Raw genomic sequence first — 17,330 nt, 5'->3', positions numbered from 1 at the left:
GGAGGGCCTCGCCGGAGGCCGGCCTCACTCCGTCACGGGGGTGCGCTCGGTCGCCGTCCGGACGTCGATCTCCCGCCAGAACCCGGCCCGGATCGCGTACCGGTCGTGCTCGTCGATCTGGTCGTCCTTGTGGGCCAGCAGTCCGAAGCGGGCGGCGTAGCGCAGCAGCTCCCCGTCGACGCGGTGCGGGATGCGGGGGTACATCCCGGACAGTTTCTGCAGGTGGCCGTGGTCGCCGAGGCGTTCCAGCCAGCGGCGGGCGAAGACCTGCCCGACCTCGTACGGGTCACCGCCGACCGTGGTGATGTCCTCCTCGCGGTCGGCCCAGCGCTGCTCGGCCGTGGTGAGCTGGGCCAGCGTCGGCATCGAGGCGGCCTCGGACGGCTCGCCGGCGGGCCGGTCGACCCAGCCCTTGTCGGAGGACCAGCGCAGGGTGGCGGTCGGGGGGTGCGCGGCGGGGTGGGCGCCGGGGGCGCGCAGGGCGGCGAGGTCCTTGGGGGTGGGGACGCCCTTGGCGGGCGGCACGCGCTCCTCGGTGCCGTTGCGTGCGGCGCCGGGCGCCGTGGGGTGCTCCGGCTCCTCGGGGCGCCGCTCCGCGGTCGCGGAGAGGGCGGACTCGGGCAGCGGTGCGGAGAGGATCGCGGCGATCTCGGGGCGGGGCACGGGCGGTGGCGCGCAGATGCCGCCGAGTTCCTTGGCCCGCACGGCCTTGGTGATCCACGTACGGTCCAGGACGCGTCGCTCGTCGGCCTCGGCGACCAGGTCCTCGGACTGGTTGTAGTCGCCGTCGGCTGCCTGTACGGCCCACAGGTGGACGGCGACGCCGTGCTCCTTGGCCGCCATCATGCCCGGCAGCAGATCGCCGTCGCCGGTCACCAGGACGACGTCGGAGCAGGCGCGGTTGCGGGCCAGTTCGGTCAGCTCGGCGTGCATGGCGGCGTCCACGCCCTTCTGGGCCCAGCGTCCGTCACTGCGCGTGAGGGCACCGAGTCGGACGGTGACCCGGGGCATCACGCGCAGCCGCCGGTGTTCGGGCTGCGGGACGCGGTCGGGGGCGCCGTCGAACCAGTAGATGCGCAGCAGGGGCTGCTGCGTGTCGGACTCGGCGCGGTCGCGCAACCCCTGGATGAGGGCGGCGTGATCGACGGTGATGCGCGAGCGCGAGGGCTCTCCCGCCAGGAGACTCGCGGCGGCCCCCAGCAGATACCCGGCGTCCACCAGGACGATGCAGCGGTCCACGCGATCCACCCTCTTTCCGGGAGGTTTGCTTCGGGCTTCCTTCGAGTCTGCCCGACCACGCGGAGGTTAACGGCCCGAACTCGATCTTCGGCGTGGCGTTTCGGCACCTCGCGGCCCGACGAGCCGTGTCACGCACGGTAATTACCCGATATGCGTTCTTTATCCGCTTATGTGAATCTGGTTCCGGCCCTGGCCCCTAGATCCCCCTCAGGAGGCAGATCACCATGGCCAAGAACAAGAGCAACCGTGAACGTAAGCAGCCCCGGACCGAGCGTGCCTCGCACACCGCCGAGTCGGCGGTGCTGGACCGTGACGAGCAGCACTCCCCGCAGCTGACGTCGCCCGGCGACGCGGCCTCCCGCAAGCGGCAGAAGCGCTTCGGCCACAACTGACCACCGTGCGACGGGCCGTGGCGGCCCGGCACGGACGAGGGGCGCCCCCGGAGACCGGGAGCGCCCCTTGCTCGTTCCCCGAGTTTCCTCGGGTTTCCTCGGGTTTCCCCCGGTTCAGCCCGCCAGGCAGGACGGCCCGAGCAGCACCTTCAGGTCGCCGAACAGGGCGGGGTCGGGCTTCACCCGGTGCCGGTCCAGGCGCAGCACCGTCGTCTTCGTCGGCCCCTGGAGCTTGATCCGCACCTCGCTGTCGCCCCGGTGGTGCGTGAGGATCTCGCCGAGACGGCTGACCATCGGCGGCGTGATCCGCGTGGCCGGGATGGTCAGGACGACGGGCGCGTTGGTGCCCGCGTTGGACAGGTCGGGGATCATCAGCTCCATGGCGACCAGCCGGGGCACGTCCTCCCGCTTGTCGAGGCGGCCCTTGACGAACACCACGGCGTCCTCGACGAGTTGGGTGGACACCAACTGGTACGTCGCCGGGAAGAACATGCACTCGATGGAGCCGGCCAGGTCCTCGACGGTGGCGATGGCCCAGGCATTGCCCTGCTTGGTCATCTTTCGCTGGAGGCCGGAGATGATGCCGCCGATGGTGACGACCGCGCCGTCGCCGAAGTCGCCGCCGGTGAGCTGGGAGATGCCCGCGTCGGCCTTGTCGGACAGCACGTGCTCCAGGCCGAAGAGCGGGTGGTCGGAGACGTAGAGACCCAGCATCTCCCGCTCCTGGGCGAGCAGATAGGTCTTGTCCCACTCGTCCTCGCCGAAGACCACGTCGAGTCCGAAGCCGGGCTCGTCGCTCTGCTCGTCGCCCATGCCGCCGAAGAGGTCGAACTGGCCCTCGGCCTCCTTGCGCTTGACCGCGACCACGTTGTCGATCATCGGCTCGTACTGCGCGGTGAGGCCCTTGCGGGTGTGGCCCAGCTCGTCGAAGGCGCCGGCCTTGATCAGCGACTCCGTCGTCCGCTTGTTGCAGACGACCGCCTCCACCTTGTCCAGGTAGTCGGGGAAGGAGGCGTACTTCCCCTTGGCCTTGCGGCACCTGATGATCGACTCGACCACGTTGGTGCCGACGTTGCGGACGGCGGAGAGGCCGAAGAGGATCACGTCGTCGCCCTGCGCGGCGAAGTTCGCCATGGACTCGTTGACGTTGGGCGGCAGCACCTTGATGCCCATGCGCCGGCACTCGTTCAGGTAGACGGCCGACTTGTCCTTGTCGTCCTTGACCGAGGTGAGCAGGGCGGCCATGTACTCGGCGGGATGGTTCGCCTTGAGGTACGCGGTCCAGTACGAGACCAGTCCGTACGCCGCCGAGTGCGCCTTGTTGAAGGCGTAGCCGGCGAACGGGACCAGCACGTCCCACAGCGCCTGGATGGCCTCGTCGCTGTAGCCCTTCTTGCGGGCGCCCTCCTGGAAGAGGACGAAGTTCTTCGCCAGTTCGTCGGGCTTCTTCTTGCCCATCACGCGGCGGAGGATGTCGGCCTCGCCGAGCGAGTAGCCCGCGATGATCTGGGCGGCCTTCTGCACCTGCTCCTGATAGACGATCAGGCCGTAGGTGACCGCGAGGACCTCCTGGAGGGGCTCCTCCAGCTCCTTGTGGATCGGCGTGATCTCCTGGAGGCCGTTCTTGCGCAGGGCGTAGTTGGTGTGCGAGTCCATGCCCATCGGGCCGGGACGGTAGAGCGCGGAGACGGCGGAGATGTCCTCGAAGTTGTCGGGCTTCATCAGCCGCAGCAGCGAGCGCATGGGGCCGCCGTCGAACTGGAAGACGCCGAGCGTGTCGCCGCGCTGGAGCAGTTCGAAGGTCGTGGGGTCGTCCAGCGGCAGGGACAGCAGGTCGAGGTCGATGCCCTTGTTGGACTTCACCATCTTGACGGCGTCGTCCATGATCGTGAGGTTGCGCAGGCCGAGGAAGTCCATCTTCAGCAGGCCGAGCGACTCGCACTGCGGGTAGTCCCACTGCGTGATGGTCACACCGTCGGTGTGCCGCACCCAGATCGGGGCGTGGTCGACGATCGGCTCGCTGGACATGATCACGCCGGCCGCGTGCACGCCCATCTGCCTCACGAGGCCCTCGACGCCCTTGGCGGTGTCGATGACCTTCTTCACGTCCGGCTCGTTCTCGTACATCGAGCGGATCTCGCCGGCCTCGCTGTAGCGGGGGTGCTCCGGGTTGGTGATGCCGTCGAGGTCGATGCCCTTGCCGAGGACGTCGGCGGGCATGGCCTTGGTGAGCCGGTCGCCCATCGCGTACGGGTAGCCCAGCACGCGCGCGGAGTCCTTGATGGCGTTCTTCGCCTTGATCTTGCCGTAGGTGCCGATCATGGCGACCTTGTCGGCGCCGTACTTCTCCGTGACGTACCTGATCACCTCGACGCGCCGACGCTCGTCGAAGTCGATGTCGACATCGGGCATGGAGACGCGCTCGGGGTTGAGGAACCGCTCGAAGATCAGACCGTGCGGGATCGGGTCGAGGTCGGTGATGCCCATGGCGTACGCCACGATCGAACCGGCCGCGGAGCCTCGGCCGGGGCCGACCGCGATGCCCTGGTTCTTGGCCCACATGATGAAGTCGGCGACCACGAGGAAGTAGCCCGGGAACCCCATCTGGATGATGACGTCCATCTCGTACTCGGCCTGCTTCTGGCGGTCCTCGGGGACGCCGCCGGGGAAGCGGCGCGCCATGCCGCGGCGGACCTCCTCCTGGAACCAGGTGATCTCGGTGTAGCCCTCGGGGATGTCGAACTTCGGCATGAGGTCGCGCTTCTCGAACATGCCGGTGGTGTCGATCATCTCGGCGATCAGGCGCGTGTTGGCGCAGCCCTCCTGCCAGGCGTCGGAGGAGTCGATGGCGTACATCTCGTCCGTCGACTTCAGGTAGTAGCCGGTGCCGTCGAAGCGGAAGCGGTCCGGGTCGGAGAGGTTCTTGCCGGTCTGGATGCACAGCAGGGCGTCGTGGGCGGTCGCCTCGTGCGCGTACGTGTAGTGCGAGTCGTTCGTCACCAGCGGCGGGATGCCGAGCTTCTTGCCGATCTCGAGGAGCCCGTCGCGCACCCGGTGCTCGATCTCGATGCCGTGGTCCATCAGCTCCAGGAAGTACCGGTCCTTGCCGAAGATGTCCTGGTAGTCGGCGGCCGCCTTGAGGGCCTCGTCGAAGTGGCCGAGGCGCAGCCGGGTCTGCACCTCGCCGGAGGGGCAGCCGGTGGAGGCCACGATGCCCTCGGACCACTGGCTGATGGTCTCCTTGTCCATTCGCGGCCACTTCTGCAGCCAGCCCTCGGCGTACGCGTCGGAGGAGAGCCGGAAGAGGTTGTGCAGGCCGGTGCTGTTCGTCGCCCACATGGTCTTGTGGGTGTAACCACCCGAACCGGAGACGTCGTCCCGCTTCTGGTGCGGCTGGCCCCACTGGATCTTGCGCTTGTTGCGGCGCGACTCGGGGGCGACATACGCCTCGATCCCGATGATCGGGGTGACTCCGGCCTTCTCCGCGGAATGAAAGAAGTCGTACGCCCCGTGCAGGTTGCCGTGGTCGGACATGGCGATGTGCGTCATGCCCATCTCATTGCAGGCGTTGAACATGTCCTTCAGCCGCGCGGCACCGTCCAGCAGCGAGTACTGGGTGTGGACGTGCAGGTGCGTGAACGGCGGCTTGGACACGTGCGGCCTCCTGAGAAAACTGTGGGCGACGGGCTGCGGTCAGTCCGGGGGGTCAGCGTCGAAGTCTATGCCTCGCCACTGACACTCCGAACGGACTCCGCGGCGCGAAGCGCCTCCATGAGGGGCGGTGGTCGGGTGACGGGTGGGCCGCCCGCGCGTACCTTCGGGGGCGGGCCCGCGTGTCGGGCGGGCCCCCGGGGCGCGGGCACTCCCGCATCCCCTCGAACGTTGATCCGAGTGGAGATCCGCTCCACCCGTCAGGCACCACCCGCACCAGGAGGCACCAGGCATGTCGGCACCGCAGCTCAGCGAGGAGCACCGCGGCGAGGAGATCCTCGCCGTCTTCGACACCGCCTTCGGCCAGCTGCTGGCCGCGGATCCGGCGGCGTTCCGCGTGAAGTTCCGGAAGATGGCGGCCTCGGCCTTCGCGTTCTACCGCGGCACCGCATGCCTCTTTTACCACGATTTGACCGCGGACCCCGAGTTCGGTTCCCAGACCGGCGGCCCGTACCTGGACGACCGGACCTCCCGGGTGTGGATCCACGGCGATCTGCACGCGGAGAACTTCGGCACGTACATGGACTCCACCGGCCGGCTGATCTTCAACGTGAACGACTTCGACGAGGCCTACGTCGGGCCCTTCACCTGGGACCTCAAGCGCTTCGCCGCCTCCGTCGCGCTGATCGGGTACGCGAAGGCGCTCAGCGACGAGCAGATCACCGAGCTGGTGCGGGTGTACGCGGAGGCGTACCGCGAGCGGATCCACGCCCTGGCCACCGGCGCCAAGAGCGACGAGGTGCCGCCGTTCACGCTGGACACCGCGGAGGGCCCGCTGCTGGGCGCCCTGCGGGTCGCCCGCTCCCTGACCCGCTTCGGGCTGCTGGACTCGATGACGGAGATCCGCGACTTCGAGCGCCGCTTCGCCTCCGGCGGTGGCGCCGTCGAGCTGGACGCGGCCACGCGCTACAAGGTGCTGGCGGCCTTCGACGGCTACCTGGAGACGCTCCCGGAGTCGTCCCTGACCCGCCCGGACTCCTACCGCGTGAAGGACGTCGTCGGACGCCGCGGCATCGGCATCGGGTCGGCCGGCCTGCCCTCGTACAACATCCTGCTGGAGGGCAACAGCGACGCCCTGGAGAACGATGTCGTGATCTACATCAAGCAGGCCCAGACCCCGGCGGTCTCCCGGCACATCACCGACCAGGCGATCAGCGACTACTTCCAGCACGAGGGCCACCGCACGGTGATCTCCCAGCGCGCCCTCCAGGCGCACGCCGACCCGTGGCTGGGCTGGACCGAGCTGGACGGCTCTGGCCAGCTGGTCGCGGAGGTGTCGCCGTACGCCGTCGACCTCGACTGGGGCGACATCGACGACCCCGAGGAGATCGCCGAGGTCGTCGCAGACCTGGGCCGGGCCACGGCGACGATGCACGCGGCGGCGGACGACCAGTCCGGGGAGTCGCTGGTGCCGTTCTCCACGGAGCGCGCCATCGACGCGGCGATCGCGGCCGACGAGGAGGGCTTCGCGCCCCTGCTGGTCGACTTCGCCCACCGGTACGGCGCACGCGCGCGTGCCGACCACCAGACCTTCGTCGACCTCTTCCGCAACGGCCGGATCCCTGGCCTGTGACCGTCGGGATTCTCACAGGAACCCTTTAGGAGTCCCTTACCGGACCCCGTGACACACTCTTCTACTGCTATGGACATATCCGGAACCCCGCTCAGAGCCGTACGCGCGGCGCTGTTCACGGCACTCGTCGTGACGCTCAGCACCGCGTCGCACGTGCTGCTGTCCGGGGTTCCGCTGCCGCTGGCCACGGTCGGCGCGGTGGCAGCCGCCGTGTTCCTGATCGCCTACGCCCTCGCCGGGCGGCGCGAGCGCGGCTTCGGGCGGATCGCCGCCCTGCTGATCCCGCTCGAGCTGGCCGCCGACACGGTCTTCACCACCGGCCAGCACGTCTGCTACGGCAGGACGGGCGGCCCGGTCGCGGGCCCGCTGCGGTCGGTCGGCTTCGACGTGCTGTGCGGCGACGGGACCGGCGTGCACGCCGGGGTCACCGCCCCGCTCAGCCGGGTGACCGGCGCCGAGACCGACCGGCTGGCGACCGCGCTCGCCGACGCCGACCCCCGGACCGCCTGGCTGCTGCTCGGCGCGCACCTCGGGGTCGGGCTGCTGGCGGCGGCCTGGCTGCGCCGCGGCGAGCGCGCGCTGGCCCAGCTGCTGAGCGCGGTGGCCGCGACCACCTTCCGGCCGCTGCTGCTGGCCGTCGCCGCCGTGAGCGCCCGCCGGGCCCCGGCGGTGCGCCGCCCGGCGGCGCTGGCCCACCGCACCACCGGCGCCCGCGAGGCGATCCTCACGCACTCCCTGGGACGGCGCGGACCGCCCTGCCCGGTCGCCCTCGTGTGACCCGCGCGCCCTCGCGCGGCACACGACCGAGCACCGGCAGTCCCCCGTACGTAATCCGCACACCGACCGTGTGCGCGTCCCCGGAGAGAGCATCACCATGAGCAAGCGGAACAGTCAGGCGGCGAAGTCGGCGGCCCGTGAGCGGCTGCGCCTGGAGCGTGAGCGTCAGGCCAAGCGCGACAAGGTCAAGCGGCAGGTCATCGTGGCCTGCTCGATCGTCGGCGTGCTGGCGATAGCCGGCGGCATCAGCTACGCCGTCGTCCAGAGCAACCAGCCCTCGAAGTGGGAGAAGGCCGCCGACGCCAAGGTGGTGGCCCCGGCCAACACCTCCGGCAAGAACGGCACCACGGTCACCCTCGGCGAGTCCAAGAGCGACAACGTCGTCCACCTCTACGAGGACCCGCGCTGCCCGGGCTGCGCCAACTTCGAGCAGACCATCGGCGAGACGGTCAACAAGGGCATGGAGGACGGCACCTACAAGCTCTCCTTCACCATCGGCACCTTCCTCGACGGCAACCTCGGCGGCGAGGGCTCCAGGAACGCCCTCAGTGCCCTCGGCGCCGCGCTGAACGTCTCCCCCGAGGCGTTCATCGACTACAAGACGGCGCTGTACTCCTCCGAGTACCACCCGTCGGAGTCGACCGACGAGTTCGCCAAGGACGACTACCTGATCAAGGTCGCCAACTCGGTCGACGCCCTCAAGAACAACAAGAAGTTCCAGGACGCCGTGGAGAAGGGCACCTACGACGCCTGGGCGATGAAGATGAGCGACGCCTTCCAGAAGGCCGAGGACGTCCAGTCGACCCCGACCGTCAAGATCAACGACAAGGTGATCGAGACCCCGGGCACGGACGCCGAGTGGCAGCAGGCGCTCAAGGACGCGGGCGTCACCAAGCAGTAGGCCCAACAAGTAGTACGCACAACAAGCAGGACGCACCAGCGGTACACATGTGAACGAGCGGGCGAACTTTTGCCAGTTCGCCCGCTCGCGGCCATACCGATCAGTAACCTGATCGGCCGTGACCAGTCGACACAGATCATCCGAGAACCCCGTACCGTCGTCCGCCGAGCGCGCGGACACCCGTGCTCCGAGCCGCCGTACGGTCGTCAGGGCCGCGGCGGCCGGCGCCGTTCTGGCCGCCCCGCTCGCCGCCGCCCTGCCGGCCGGTGCCATCGACGCGGGCCCCGCCTTCCTCCACGGCGTCGCCTCCGGCGATCCGCTGCCCGACGGTGTCCTGCTGTGGACGCGGGTGACCCCGACACCTGCCGCGATACCCGGCTCGGGTGTCGGTCCGGACACCGAGGTGAGCTGGGTCGTCGCCACGGACAAGGCGTTCACCGACATCGTCGCCAAGGGGTCCGTCACCGCGACGGCCGCCTCCGACCACACCGTCAAGGCCGACGTCCGCGGTCTCGCACCGGCCACGGACTACTGGTTCCGCTTCTCCGCGGGCCCCACCGACTCCCCCGCCGCCCGCACCCGCACCGCCCCCGCGGCCGACGCCTCCGTGCCGGGCCTGCGCTTCGGCGTGGTCTCCTGCGCCAACTGGGAGGCGGGCCACTTCTCCTCGTACCGGCACCTCGCGGCCCGCGGCGATCTGGACGCCTGGCTGCACCTGGGCGACTACATCTACGAGTACGGCACCGGCGAGTACGGCACCCGTGGCACCGTCGTCCGCCCGCACGCGCCCGCCCACGAGATCCTCACGCTCGCCGACTACCGCGTCCGGCACGGCCGTTACAAGACCGACCCCGACCTCCAGGCGCTGCACGCCACCGCGCCGGTCGTGGCGATCTGGGACGACCACGAGATCGCCAACGACACCTGGTCGGGCGGCGCCGAGAACCACACCGAGGGCGCCGAGGGCGCCTGGTCGGCACGTCAGGCCGCCGCCAAGCAGGCCTACTTCGAGTGGATGCCGGTCCGCCCCGCGATCGCCGGGACCACCTACCGCAAGCTGCGCTTCGGCAGGCTGGCCGACCTCTCGCTGCTGGACCTGCGCTCCTTCCGCTCGCAGCAGGTGGCGCTCGGCAACGGCGAGGTCGACGACCCGGACCGCACCCTCACCGGCCGCGCCCAGCTCGACTGGCTCAAGGCCCAGCTCGCCTCCTCCGACACCACGTGGCGGCTGGTGGGCAACTCGGTGATGATCTCGCCGTTCGCCATCGGCTCGATCCCCGCCGAGCTGCTGAAGCCGCTGGCCGAGCTGCTGGGCCTGCCCAAGGAAGGGCTCGCCCTCAACACCGACCAGTGGGACGGCTACACCGACGACCGCCGCGAACTGCTGGGCCACCTGCGCGCGAACGCCGTCCGCAACACGGTCTTCCTGACCGGCGACATCCACATGGCGTGGGCCAACGACGTGCCGCACAACGCGGCCACGTACCCGCTGTCCGCCTCGGCCGCCACGGAGTTCGTCGTCACCTCGGTGACCTCCGACAACCTCGACGACATCGTGAAGGTCCCCGAGGGCACGGTCTCCGCGGTCGCGGCGCCGGTCATCCGGGCCGCCAACCGGCACGTCCACTGGGTCGACACCGACCGGCACGGCTACGGCGTGCTGGACGTCACGGCGGAGCGGGCGCAGATGGACTACTACGTCGTCTCCGACCGCACCGACCCGGACGCCACGTCGAAGTGGGCCCGTTCGTACCGCACGCGCAGCGGCACACAGCGGGTGGAGCGGGTCTACGCCCCGGTCTGATCCTCCAGGGACTCCAGGAAGCCGAGCGCCACCCGCCAGGTGGCCTCGGCGGCCTCCTCGTCGTAGTCCGGCAGGTCGGGGTCGGTGTAGAGATGTCCCGCCCCGGGGTAACGGTGCACCTCGACGTCGGCGCCGATCCGGCCCATCTGGAGGTACCAGGCGCTGAGCCAGTCGTCCGTCTCGAAGGGGTCCGGCTCGGCGACGTGCAGCTGGACCGGCAGGTCGTCGACCGAGGCGTTGGGCGCGATGTCCGAGGTGCCGTGCAGGAGGAGCAGTCCGCGCGCCCGGTGGTCGCCGAGGGCGAGGGTCTGGGCGATGGAGGCGCCGAGCGAGAAGCCGGCGTACACCAGTCCCCGTTCGGAATAGGGCGCGGCGGCCAGCACCGCCCGCTTCAGCAGCTCCTCCCTGCCGATGCCCTCGTGGTGGGCCATGCCCTCCTCGACCGCGTCGAAGGTCCGGCCCTCGAAGAGATCCGGGGTCCACACCTGGTGCCCGGCGTCGCGCAGCCGGTCGGCGGCCTGCCGCACCGCGGGCCTCGGGCCGAGGGTCGAGTGAAAGAGCACGATGTTCATGAGGCCATGGTGCCAGCCGGGTGTGACACCGCGCCGCGCGGCGATGGCGGGGGCAGGAGATAAGTCACAGGTTCACGGCGCGACGGGGGCGGTTACGTTCGAGGGCATGGAGACGATACTCCGCCCCGTGATCGTGATCGGCGCCTCCGTCCTGCTGACCCTGGTCATCGGATGGGCCACCGACCTGTTGCTGCGCAAGGCCGACGCACGGCACCCCGAGACGCCCCTGTGGGGCCTGCTGCGCCGCGCCCGCATCCCGTACCAGGTCATGCTGTGCGCGGCGCTGCTGAGAGGGTCGTACGTCGAGGCGCAGGTGTTCCCGGAGCACCGGTCGGCGGTCGGCCGGGTGCTGACGCTGCTGCTGATCGGTTCGGTGGCCTGGCTGGTGACCCGGATCGCCGCCGCGGTCGTCGAGACGTCGTACTCCCGCTACGCCCACGCCCATGCCCAGCGCAACCCCGCCCGGGTGCGGCGGGTGCGGACCCAGGTGTCGCTGATCATGCGGGTGGTCACGGCGGTCGTCGGTGTGGTCGCCGTGGCGGCGATGCTGCTGACGTTCCCGGCGATGCGCGCGGCGGGTGCCTCGCTGCTGGCCTCGGCCGGCATCCTCGGCATCGTCGCCGGTGTGGCCGCCCAGTCCACGCTCAGCAACATGTTCGCCGGCTTCCAGATCGCCTTCGGCGACATGGTGCGCATGGGCGACACGGTCGTGGTGGACGGCGAGTGGGGCACCGTCGAGGAGATCACGCTGACCTTCCTGACCGTGCGCACCTGGGACGAGCGCCGGATCACCATGCCGGTGTCGTACTTCACCTCCAAGCCGTTCGAGAACTGGTCGCGCGGCACCCCGCAGATGACCGGGATCGTCTACTGGCACCTCGACCACACGGCACCGCTGGACCTGATGCGCGAGCGGCTGCGCGACATCCTGCGCGCGTGCCCGGCCTGGGACGGCCGCGACTACAACCTGACCGTCACGGACAGCACTCCGAACACCATGCAGGTGCGGGCCCTGGTGACGGCCAAGGACGCGGACGACATCTGGACGGTACGCGTCACGGTCCGCGAGGGGATGATCCGCTGGCTGGCCGACGAGCACCCGTACGCCCTGCCCCGCGTCAACACGGCGGACGCGGCCCTGCGCCCGTCCCGCGACGGCCGCCACCAGCCCCGCCGCTCCCCCGCCGAGGGGACCCGTCGCTTCCCGGAGCAGCCGACGAAGAGCCTGTGAGGCGGCGGGGGCCCGGCAGACCGGCCGGCCTCAGCGCAGACTGCGTACGTCCAGGTGACGCAGGACGCGGTCCACGATCTCCGGGTCGGCCCCGGGTTCGCTGCGCGCCGCGAGCACCTCGTGCCGGGCGGCGCTCAGCATCTCGCCCTGGATCCGGCGGACCCGCTTCAGCCGCCGGGCCCGCTGCTCCTGCGCCTCGCGCCGCTCCTCGTCGCCGATGTCGGGGCTGATGCGCATCCCGATGTCGAAGGCGCGGCGCAGCATCTGCTCCGACAGCTCCTCCGGCAGCTCCTCGACCGCCTCGATCTCCTTCAGCCGCTGCTTCGCCGCCTTGGCCGCCCGCACGGCCAGCGCCTTCTCGTAGTCCTTCTCCCGCTCGGTGTCCGCCCGCACCCCCAGCCGGCCCACGAGCCACGGCAGGGTCAGCCCCTGCAGCAGCAGGGTGACCATGATCACCCCGAAGGCGATGAAGATGATCTCCTCCCGGTTGGGGAAGGGCGAGCCGTTCTCCGTCTCCAGCGGAATGGCGAGGGCCAGTGCGACCGAGGCCACCCCGCGCATCCCGGCCCACCACATGACGACGGTCTCCCGCCAGCTCGTGGGGATGTCCTCGTCGTGGTCCCGCCGGGCGTGCAGGCGCTGGGTCAGCCAGGTGGCCGGCAGCAGCCACACCAGCCGTACGAGGATCACCACCCCGGCGATCGCCGCGGCCCACCCGAGCAGTTGGCCCCACCGCCCGGAGGCGGTGTTGATCGCGTTGTGCAGCTCCAGGCCGATCAGCCCGAAGGCGACGCCGGTGACGAGCGTGTCGACGACGTCCCAGACGGTGTGCCCGGCGAGCCGGGTCATCACGTCGTCGGCGCCGACCGCGTACTCGGCGAGGAACATCGCGGTGGTGAGCACGGCGAGCACCCCGGAGCCGTGCAGCTCCTCGGCCAGGACGTACGACACGTACGGCACCAGCAGCGTCAGGCCGATCTGCAGGGTGGCGTCCCCCAGCAGATCCAGCAGCTTGTAGGCACCCCAGCCGAGCGCGAGGCCCACGGCGACGGCGACGACCGCGGACAGCACCAGGTCGAGCCCGGCCCGCCAGGGCGAGAAGGTGCCGCCGACGGCGGCGGCGATGGCCACGTGGTACAGCACGATGGCGGTGACGTCGTTGAACAGCCCCTCGCCCTCCAGGATGGACACCAGGCGACGCGGCAGCCCCAGTTGCCCGGCGACGGCGGTCGCCGCGACCGGGTCGGGCGGCGCCACCAGCGCGCCGAGCGCGAAGGCGGCGGCGATCGGCAGCCCCGGCACGATGGCGTGGGCCACCGTGGCCACGCACGCCATGGTGACGAAGACCAGCGCGACGGCGAGCAGGAAGATCGGCCGTTTGTTGGCGGCGAACTGCCGCCAGGACGTGCGCCGTACGGCCGCGTAGAGCAGCGGCGGCAGCAGTGCGGGCAGGATGAGCTCGGGCGGGATGTCTACGTTGGGCACGAACTCGAGCAGGGCGAGCACGATCCCGAGGACCGTCATCAGCACCGGCGCCGGCAGCCCGAGCCGGTCCCCGATCGGGACGCTCAGCAGGGCCCCGAGCAACAGCATGAACAACAGGGCCAACTGATCCACGGTCACCGCTCCGGTCGGGTCTCGGCGTGCACACGGCGGACCTCAAGCCTGCCACGTCACCGGTCCCACCAGCCGGTTCGGCGCCTCCCGCCAGGTCCTGTCGTCAAATTCCCGTCGTCCGCCCGGAGGGCGGGCCCGGCGGCGTCTGGTGCGTGCGATCGCAAGGCGCCGGAGCGCACTCGTGGCGGAGCCACGTGGGCGGTTCGGCAACGCGGCGAGCGTGCGTGCCAGACGCCGCCGGGCAGGCGGGAATTTGACGACAGGGCCTACAGGGCGCGCCGCATCGCGCGGTGCGGGATCCCGGCGTCGGGGAACTCCGGTCCATACGCCTCGTACCCCAGTCGCGCGTAGAAACCCAGGGCGTGGGTCTGTGCGTGCAGATCCACCGCCGTGAGCCCGCGCGCGCGTGCCACCGCCTCCACGGCCCGCACCAGCGCGGCCCCGACGCCCAGTCCGCGGGCGTCCCGGGTCACGGCGAGCCGGCCGAGGGAGCCGACGGCCGGGTCGCCGTCGCCGTTCTTCGCCGCGGCGGCCTCGCCGTGCAGCAGGCGGGCGGTGCCCAGCGCCACGCCGTCCGCCCGGAGTGCGAGGACGTGCACGGCATCGGCGTCGTACGTGTCGTACTCGAGGGCCTCGGGGACCTTCTGCTCGCCGACGAAGACGTCCCGGCGCACCGCGAAGCACGCCTCACGGTCGGCGGGGGCGTCGGCGACGCGCACCTCGTACGTCGGCGCCTGGGCCGGGGCGCTCATCCGTAGGTTTCCTCGCGGACCTGGTCCAGGGCCTGCTGGAGGTCCTCGGGGTAGTCGCTGGCGTACTCCACCCACTGTCCGTCGCCGGGGTGCTCGAAGCCGAGTCGCACGGCGTGCAGCCACTGGCGCGTGACGCGCAGGCGCTTGGCGAGCGTGGGGTCGGCGCCGTACGTCAGGTCGCCGACGCAGGGGTGGCGGTGGGCGGCCATGTGGACGCGGATCTGGTGGGTGCGGCCGGTCTCCAGCTTCACGTCGAGCAGGGAGGCGGCGCGGAAGGCCTCGATGAGGTCGTAGTGCGTGACGGAGGGCTTGCCCTCGGCGGTGACGGCCCACTTGTAGTCGTGCTGGGGGTGGCGGCCGATGGGGGCGTCGATGGTGCCGCTGGTCGGGTCGGGGTGGCCCTGCACGAGCGTGTGGTAGCGCTTGTCGACCGTGCGCTCCTTGAACTGGCGCTTGAGCGAGGTGTACGCGCGCTCCGACTTGGCGACCACCATCAGGCCGGAGGTGCCCACGTCGAGGCGGTGCACGATGCCCTGGCGCTCGGCGGCGCCGGAGGTGGAGATGCGGTACCCGGCGGCGGCCAGTCCGCCGATGACGGTCGGGCCGCTCCAGCCCGGGGACGGGTGCGCGGCGACGCCGACCGGCTTGACGATCACGACCACGTCGTCGTCGTCGTGGACGATCTCCATGCCCTCGACGGGCTCGGCGACCACCTGCACCGGCGCGGGCGCCTGCGGCATCTCGACCTCGAGCCAGGCGCCGCCCTGGACGCGCTCGGACTTGCCGACCACCGATCCGTCGACCTGCACCTTGCCCGCCGCGGCGAGCTCCGCGGCCTTGGTACGGGAGAAGCCGAACATGCGGGAGATGGCGGCGTCGACGCGCTCGCCCTCCAGGCCGTCGGGCACGGGCAGGGTACGGATCTCGGGAATCGTGCTCACCCGTCGAGTATGCCGGACGGCTCGGACACTCCCGAACGCGCGCTCAGTCCCAGCCGCGCTCAGTCCTTGTGGACGGTCCCGTCCGGGTCCAGGCCCCGGAAGGAGAGGATCACGATCAGGATGCCGCCGCAGACGATCGCCGAGTCGGCCAGGTTGAAGACGGCGAAGTGCTTGGGCGCGATGAAGTCCACGACCGCGCCCTCGAAGACGCCGGGCGAGCGGAAGATCCGGTCGGTGAGATTGCCGAGGGCACCGCCGAGCAGCAGACCCAGCGCGATCGCCCACGGCAGGCTGTAGAGCTTGCGCGCGAGCCGGGCGATCACCACGATCACGGCCGCCGCGATCACCGTGAAGATCACGGTGAAGGCCTCGCCGAAGCCGAAGGCCGCGCCCGCGTTGCGGATCGCCGCGAACCTCAGCCAGTCCCCGATGATCTCGATCGGCTCGTGGTGCTCCAGCTTGGCGACCACGATCATCTTGCTGACCAGGTCGAGAAGGTACGCGAACAGGGCCACCGCGAACAGCACCGCGATACGCCGCCTGCCCCGGGGGCGCTCCGGGGCCTGCTCCTGCTCGGCGTCGGGCAGCTCCTGCCCGTCCCCCGCCGCGTCCGGGGTGTCCGGCGTACCGATGATGCGCTCCGCCTCTGCCACGTGAGTCCCTCAGCCTAGGTACCTGACTGAGGACGAGGGTACGGCACGCCTCCGCCCCGGCGGCCGATCAGTACCGCCGCTCCTGCTTCTGCTTGCACTCGACGCACAGCGTGGCCCTCGGGAAGGCCTGCATGCGCGCCTTGCCGATGGGATTGCCGCAGTTCTCGCACAGGCCGTAGGTGCCCGCGTCCAGGCGTTCCAGGGCGCGCTCGGTCTGGCTCAGCACCTCGCGCGCGGTGGCGGCCAGCGCCAGTTCGTGCTCGCGCGTGATGTTCTTGCTGCCGGTGTCCGCCTCGTCGTCGCCCGCGCCGTCCCCGGAGTCCCGCATCATGCCCTGCAGCGAGCGCTCGGAGGAGTCGATCTCGGTGCGCAGCCGGTCGGCCTCGGACTGCAGCTCCCCGCGCGCCTCCTCCACCTCCTGCGGGGTCCAGGGGTCCTCGCCGGGGCGTACCGCGAGGTCGCCGGGGTCGGCGGCGGTACCGCGCGCCTTGGGAACGGCGGACGTGGCCGCCGTGGCCGTGCCAGGAGTCTTCTTCGCAACCACCGTCGTGGCTCCCGTCTGCTCCGCGGCCTCGGCCGCGCCCGCGTTCTTGGCCGTGCTCTTCTTCGCCGTGCTCTTCTTCGCCGTGCTCTTCTTGGCTGGGGTCTCCTTGGCTGGGGTCTTCTTCGCCGGGCCCTGCCGCGCAGCGCTCTTCTTCGCGGCGGGCGCCGCCTGGACGGTCGGGGCCTCGACGGCCGGGGTCTTCTTCGCAGCCGCCTCCGACTGCTGTACGGCGGTCTTCTTCGCCACCATGGCCGCGGCCCCTTCACATATTGTGATCTTGCTCGCGAATCGTGCTGGGACGATAAATCGACTCGAGTCCCGCGGCAACGGGGCACGCCGCCCGATTCGCCGCCCACCGCGCGCCGCGCGCCGAGCATGCATGCGTTGTGCCCAGCTCCCCGCCGGGTAATCCGCCGGGGCGGCGCCGGCCGGGCGACCGGGCAGCCGGACCGCCGACGGCGGCAATCGGGTCAGCCGGGCCGTACGGTCGACGTCCGCGGTGTACGTCCCGCCCGCAGCCAAAACCGGTCGGCCGCTGTCCGTGCGGCGCCGTACACTGGGCGGAGCGGAAAGCGTGGATGGGGACGAGTAGCGGCGTACGCAGCCCAGAGCGACCCGGGGAC

Annotated in this window: 14 protein-coding genes; 6 read left to right on the top strand and 8 right to left on the bottom strand. The window is 70.9% G+C overall.

What is annotated here, in order from left to right; translation table 11 throughout:
* Positions 1 to 24 precede the first annotated feature (24 nt).
* The gene (locus ACIGO6_RS04765; protein WP_399871231.1) at positions 25 to 1,239 is read right to left on the bottom strand and encodes an NYN domain-containing protein; all 1,215 of its coding nucleotides are present in this window, start codon (positions 1,237 to 1,239) and stop codon (positions 25 to 27) included.
* A gap of 224 nt (positions 1,240 to 1,463) precedes the next feature.
* On the opposite strand from ACIGO6_RS04765, the gene ACIGO6_RS04760 reads away from it, so the two are divergent.
* Positions 1,464 to 1,631, top strand: a complete 168-nt coding sequence (locus ACIGO6_RS04760) for a hypothetical protein (protein WP_399871228.1) — start codon at positions 1,464 to 1,466, stop codon at positions 1,629 to 1,631.
* Positions 1,632 to 1,745: 114 nt separating this feature from the next.
* On the opposite strand, the gene dnaE is transcribed toward ACIGO6_RS04760, so the two are convergent.
* A complete protein-coding gene (gene dnaE, locus ACIGO6_RS04755) occupies positions 1,746 to 5,285 on the bottom strand; it encodes a DNA polymerase III subunit alpha (protein WP_399871225.1) in 3,540 nt (1,179 codons plus the stop codon).
* Between the two features lie 289 nt (positions 5,286 to 5,574).
* Between dnaE and ACIGO6_RS04750 the strand changes: the two genes are divergently transcribed.
* From ACIGO6_RS04750 to ACIGO6_RS04735, 4 genes are all read left to right on the top strand, one after another.
* Positions 5,575 to 6,915, top strand: a complete 1,341-nt coding sequence (locus ACIGO6_RS04750) for a DUF2252 domain-containing protein (RefSeq protein ID WP_399871223.1) — start codon at positions 5,575 to 5,577, stop codon at positions 6,913 to 6,915.
* Positions 6,916 to 6,984: 69 nt separating this feature from the next.
* The gene (locus ACIGO6_RS04745) at positions 6,985 to 7,692 is read left to right on the top strand and encodes a hypothetical protein (protein ID WP_399871221.1); all 708 of its coding nucleotides are present in this window, start codon (positions 6,985 to 6,987) and stop codon (positions 7,690 to 7,692) included.
* Between the two features lie 97 nt (positions 7,693 to 7,789).
* Positions 7,790 to 8,593: a DsbA family protein gene (locus ACIGO6_RS04740; RefSeq protein ID WP_399871218.1), complete on the top strand. Its 804-nt coding sequence runs from the start codon at positions 7,790 to 7,792 to the stop codon at positions 8,591 to 8,593.
* 118 nt (positions 8,594 to 8,711) lie between these two features.
* Positions 8,712 to 10,397, top strand: coding sequence for an alkaline phosphatase D family protein (locus ACIGO6_RS04735; RefSeq protein WP_399871216.1), 1,686 nt, complete (start codon positions 8,712 to 8,714; stop codon positions 10,395 to 10,397).
* On the opposite strand, the gene ACIGO6_RS04730 is transcribed toward ACIGO6_RS04735, so the two are convergent.
* Entirely contained in the window at positions 10,382 to 10,969 is a 588-nt protein-coding gene (locus ACIGO6_RS04730; protein ID WP_399871213.1) for a dienelactone hydrolase family protein, read from the bottom strand. The two genes, ACIGO6_RS04735 and ACIGO6_RS04730, sit on opposite strands and share 16 nt — an antisense overlap.
* 106 nt (positions 10,970 to 11,075) lie before the next feature.
* On the opposite strand from ACIGO6_RS04730, the gene ACIGO6_RS04725 reads away from it, so the two are divergent.
* A complete protein-coding gene (locus tag ACIGO6_RS04725; RefSeq protein WP_399871210.1) occupies positions 11,076 to 12,200 on the top strand; it encodes a mechanosensitive ion channel family protein in 1,125 nt (374 codons plus the stop codon).
* A gap of 30 nt (positions 12,201 to 12,230) precedes the next feature.
* On the opposite strand, the gene ACIGO6_RS04720 is transcribed toward ACIGO6_RS04725, so the two are convergent.
* The 5 genes from ACIGO6_RS04720 to ACIGO6_RS04700 all read right to left on the bottom strand — a co-directional run bounded on the left by ACIGO6_RS04720 (position 12,231) and on the right by ACIGO6_RS04700 (position 16,956).
* The gene (locus tag ACIGO6_RS04720; protein ID WP_399871207.1) at positions 12,231 to 13,817 is read right to left on the bottom strand and encodes a Na+/H+ antiporter; all 1,587 of its coding nucleotides are present in this window, start codon (positions 13,815 to 13,817) and stop codon (positions 12,231 to 12,233) included.
* 266 nt (positions 13,818 to 14,083) lie between these two features.
* The gene (locus tag ACIGO6_RS04715; RefSeq protein ID WP_399871203.1) at positions 14,084 to 14,569 is read right to left on the bottom strand and encodes a GNAT family N-acetyltransferase; all 486 of its coding nucleotides are present in this window, start codon (positions 14,567 to 14,569) and stop codon (positions 14,084 to 14,086) included.
* Positions 14,566 to 15,510: an RluA family pseudouridine synthase gene (locus ACIGO6_RS04710; RefSeq protein WP_399871201.1), complete on the bottom strand. Its 945-nt coding sequence runs from the start codon at positions 15,508 to 15,510 to the stop codon at positions 14,566 to 14,568. The genes ACIGO6_RS04715 and ACIGO6_RS04710 overlap by 4 nt, the downstream gene beginning before the upstream one ends.
* Positions 15,511 to 15,569: 59 nt before the next feature.
* Positions 15,570 to 16,163: a signal peptidase II gene (lspA, locus tag ACIGO6_RS04705; protein WP_399871198.1), complete on the bottom strand. Its 594-nt coding sequence runs from the start codon at positions 16,161 to 16,163 to the stop codon at positions 15,570 to 15,572.
* A gap of 67 nt (positions 16,164 to 16,230) precedes the next feature.
* Positions 16,231 to 16,956, bottom strand: coding sequence for a TraR/DksA C4-type zinc finger protein (locus ACIGO6_RS04700; protein WP_399871196.1), 726 nt, complete (start codon positions 16,954 to 16,956; stop codon positions 16,231 to 16,233).
* Positions 16,957 to 17,330 lie beyond the last annotated feature (374 nt).

Origin of the sequence: Streptomyces sp. NPDC053750, assembly GCF_044544295.1 — a bacterium.
Classification (GTDB): domain Bacteria; phylum Actinomycetota; class Actinomycetes; order Streptomycetales; family Streptomycetaceae; genus Streptomyces.
This window is presented reverse-complemented; position numbering and strand designations above follow the sequence as displayed.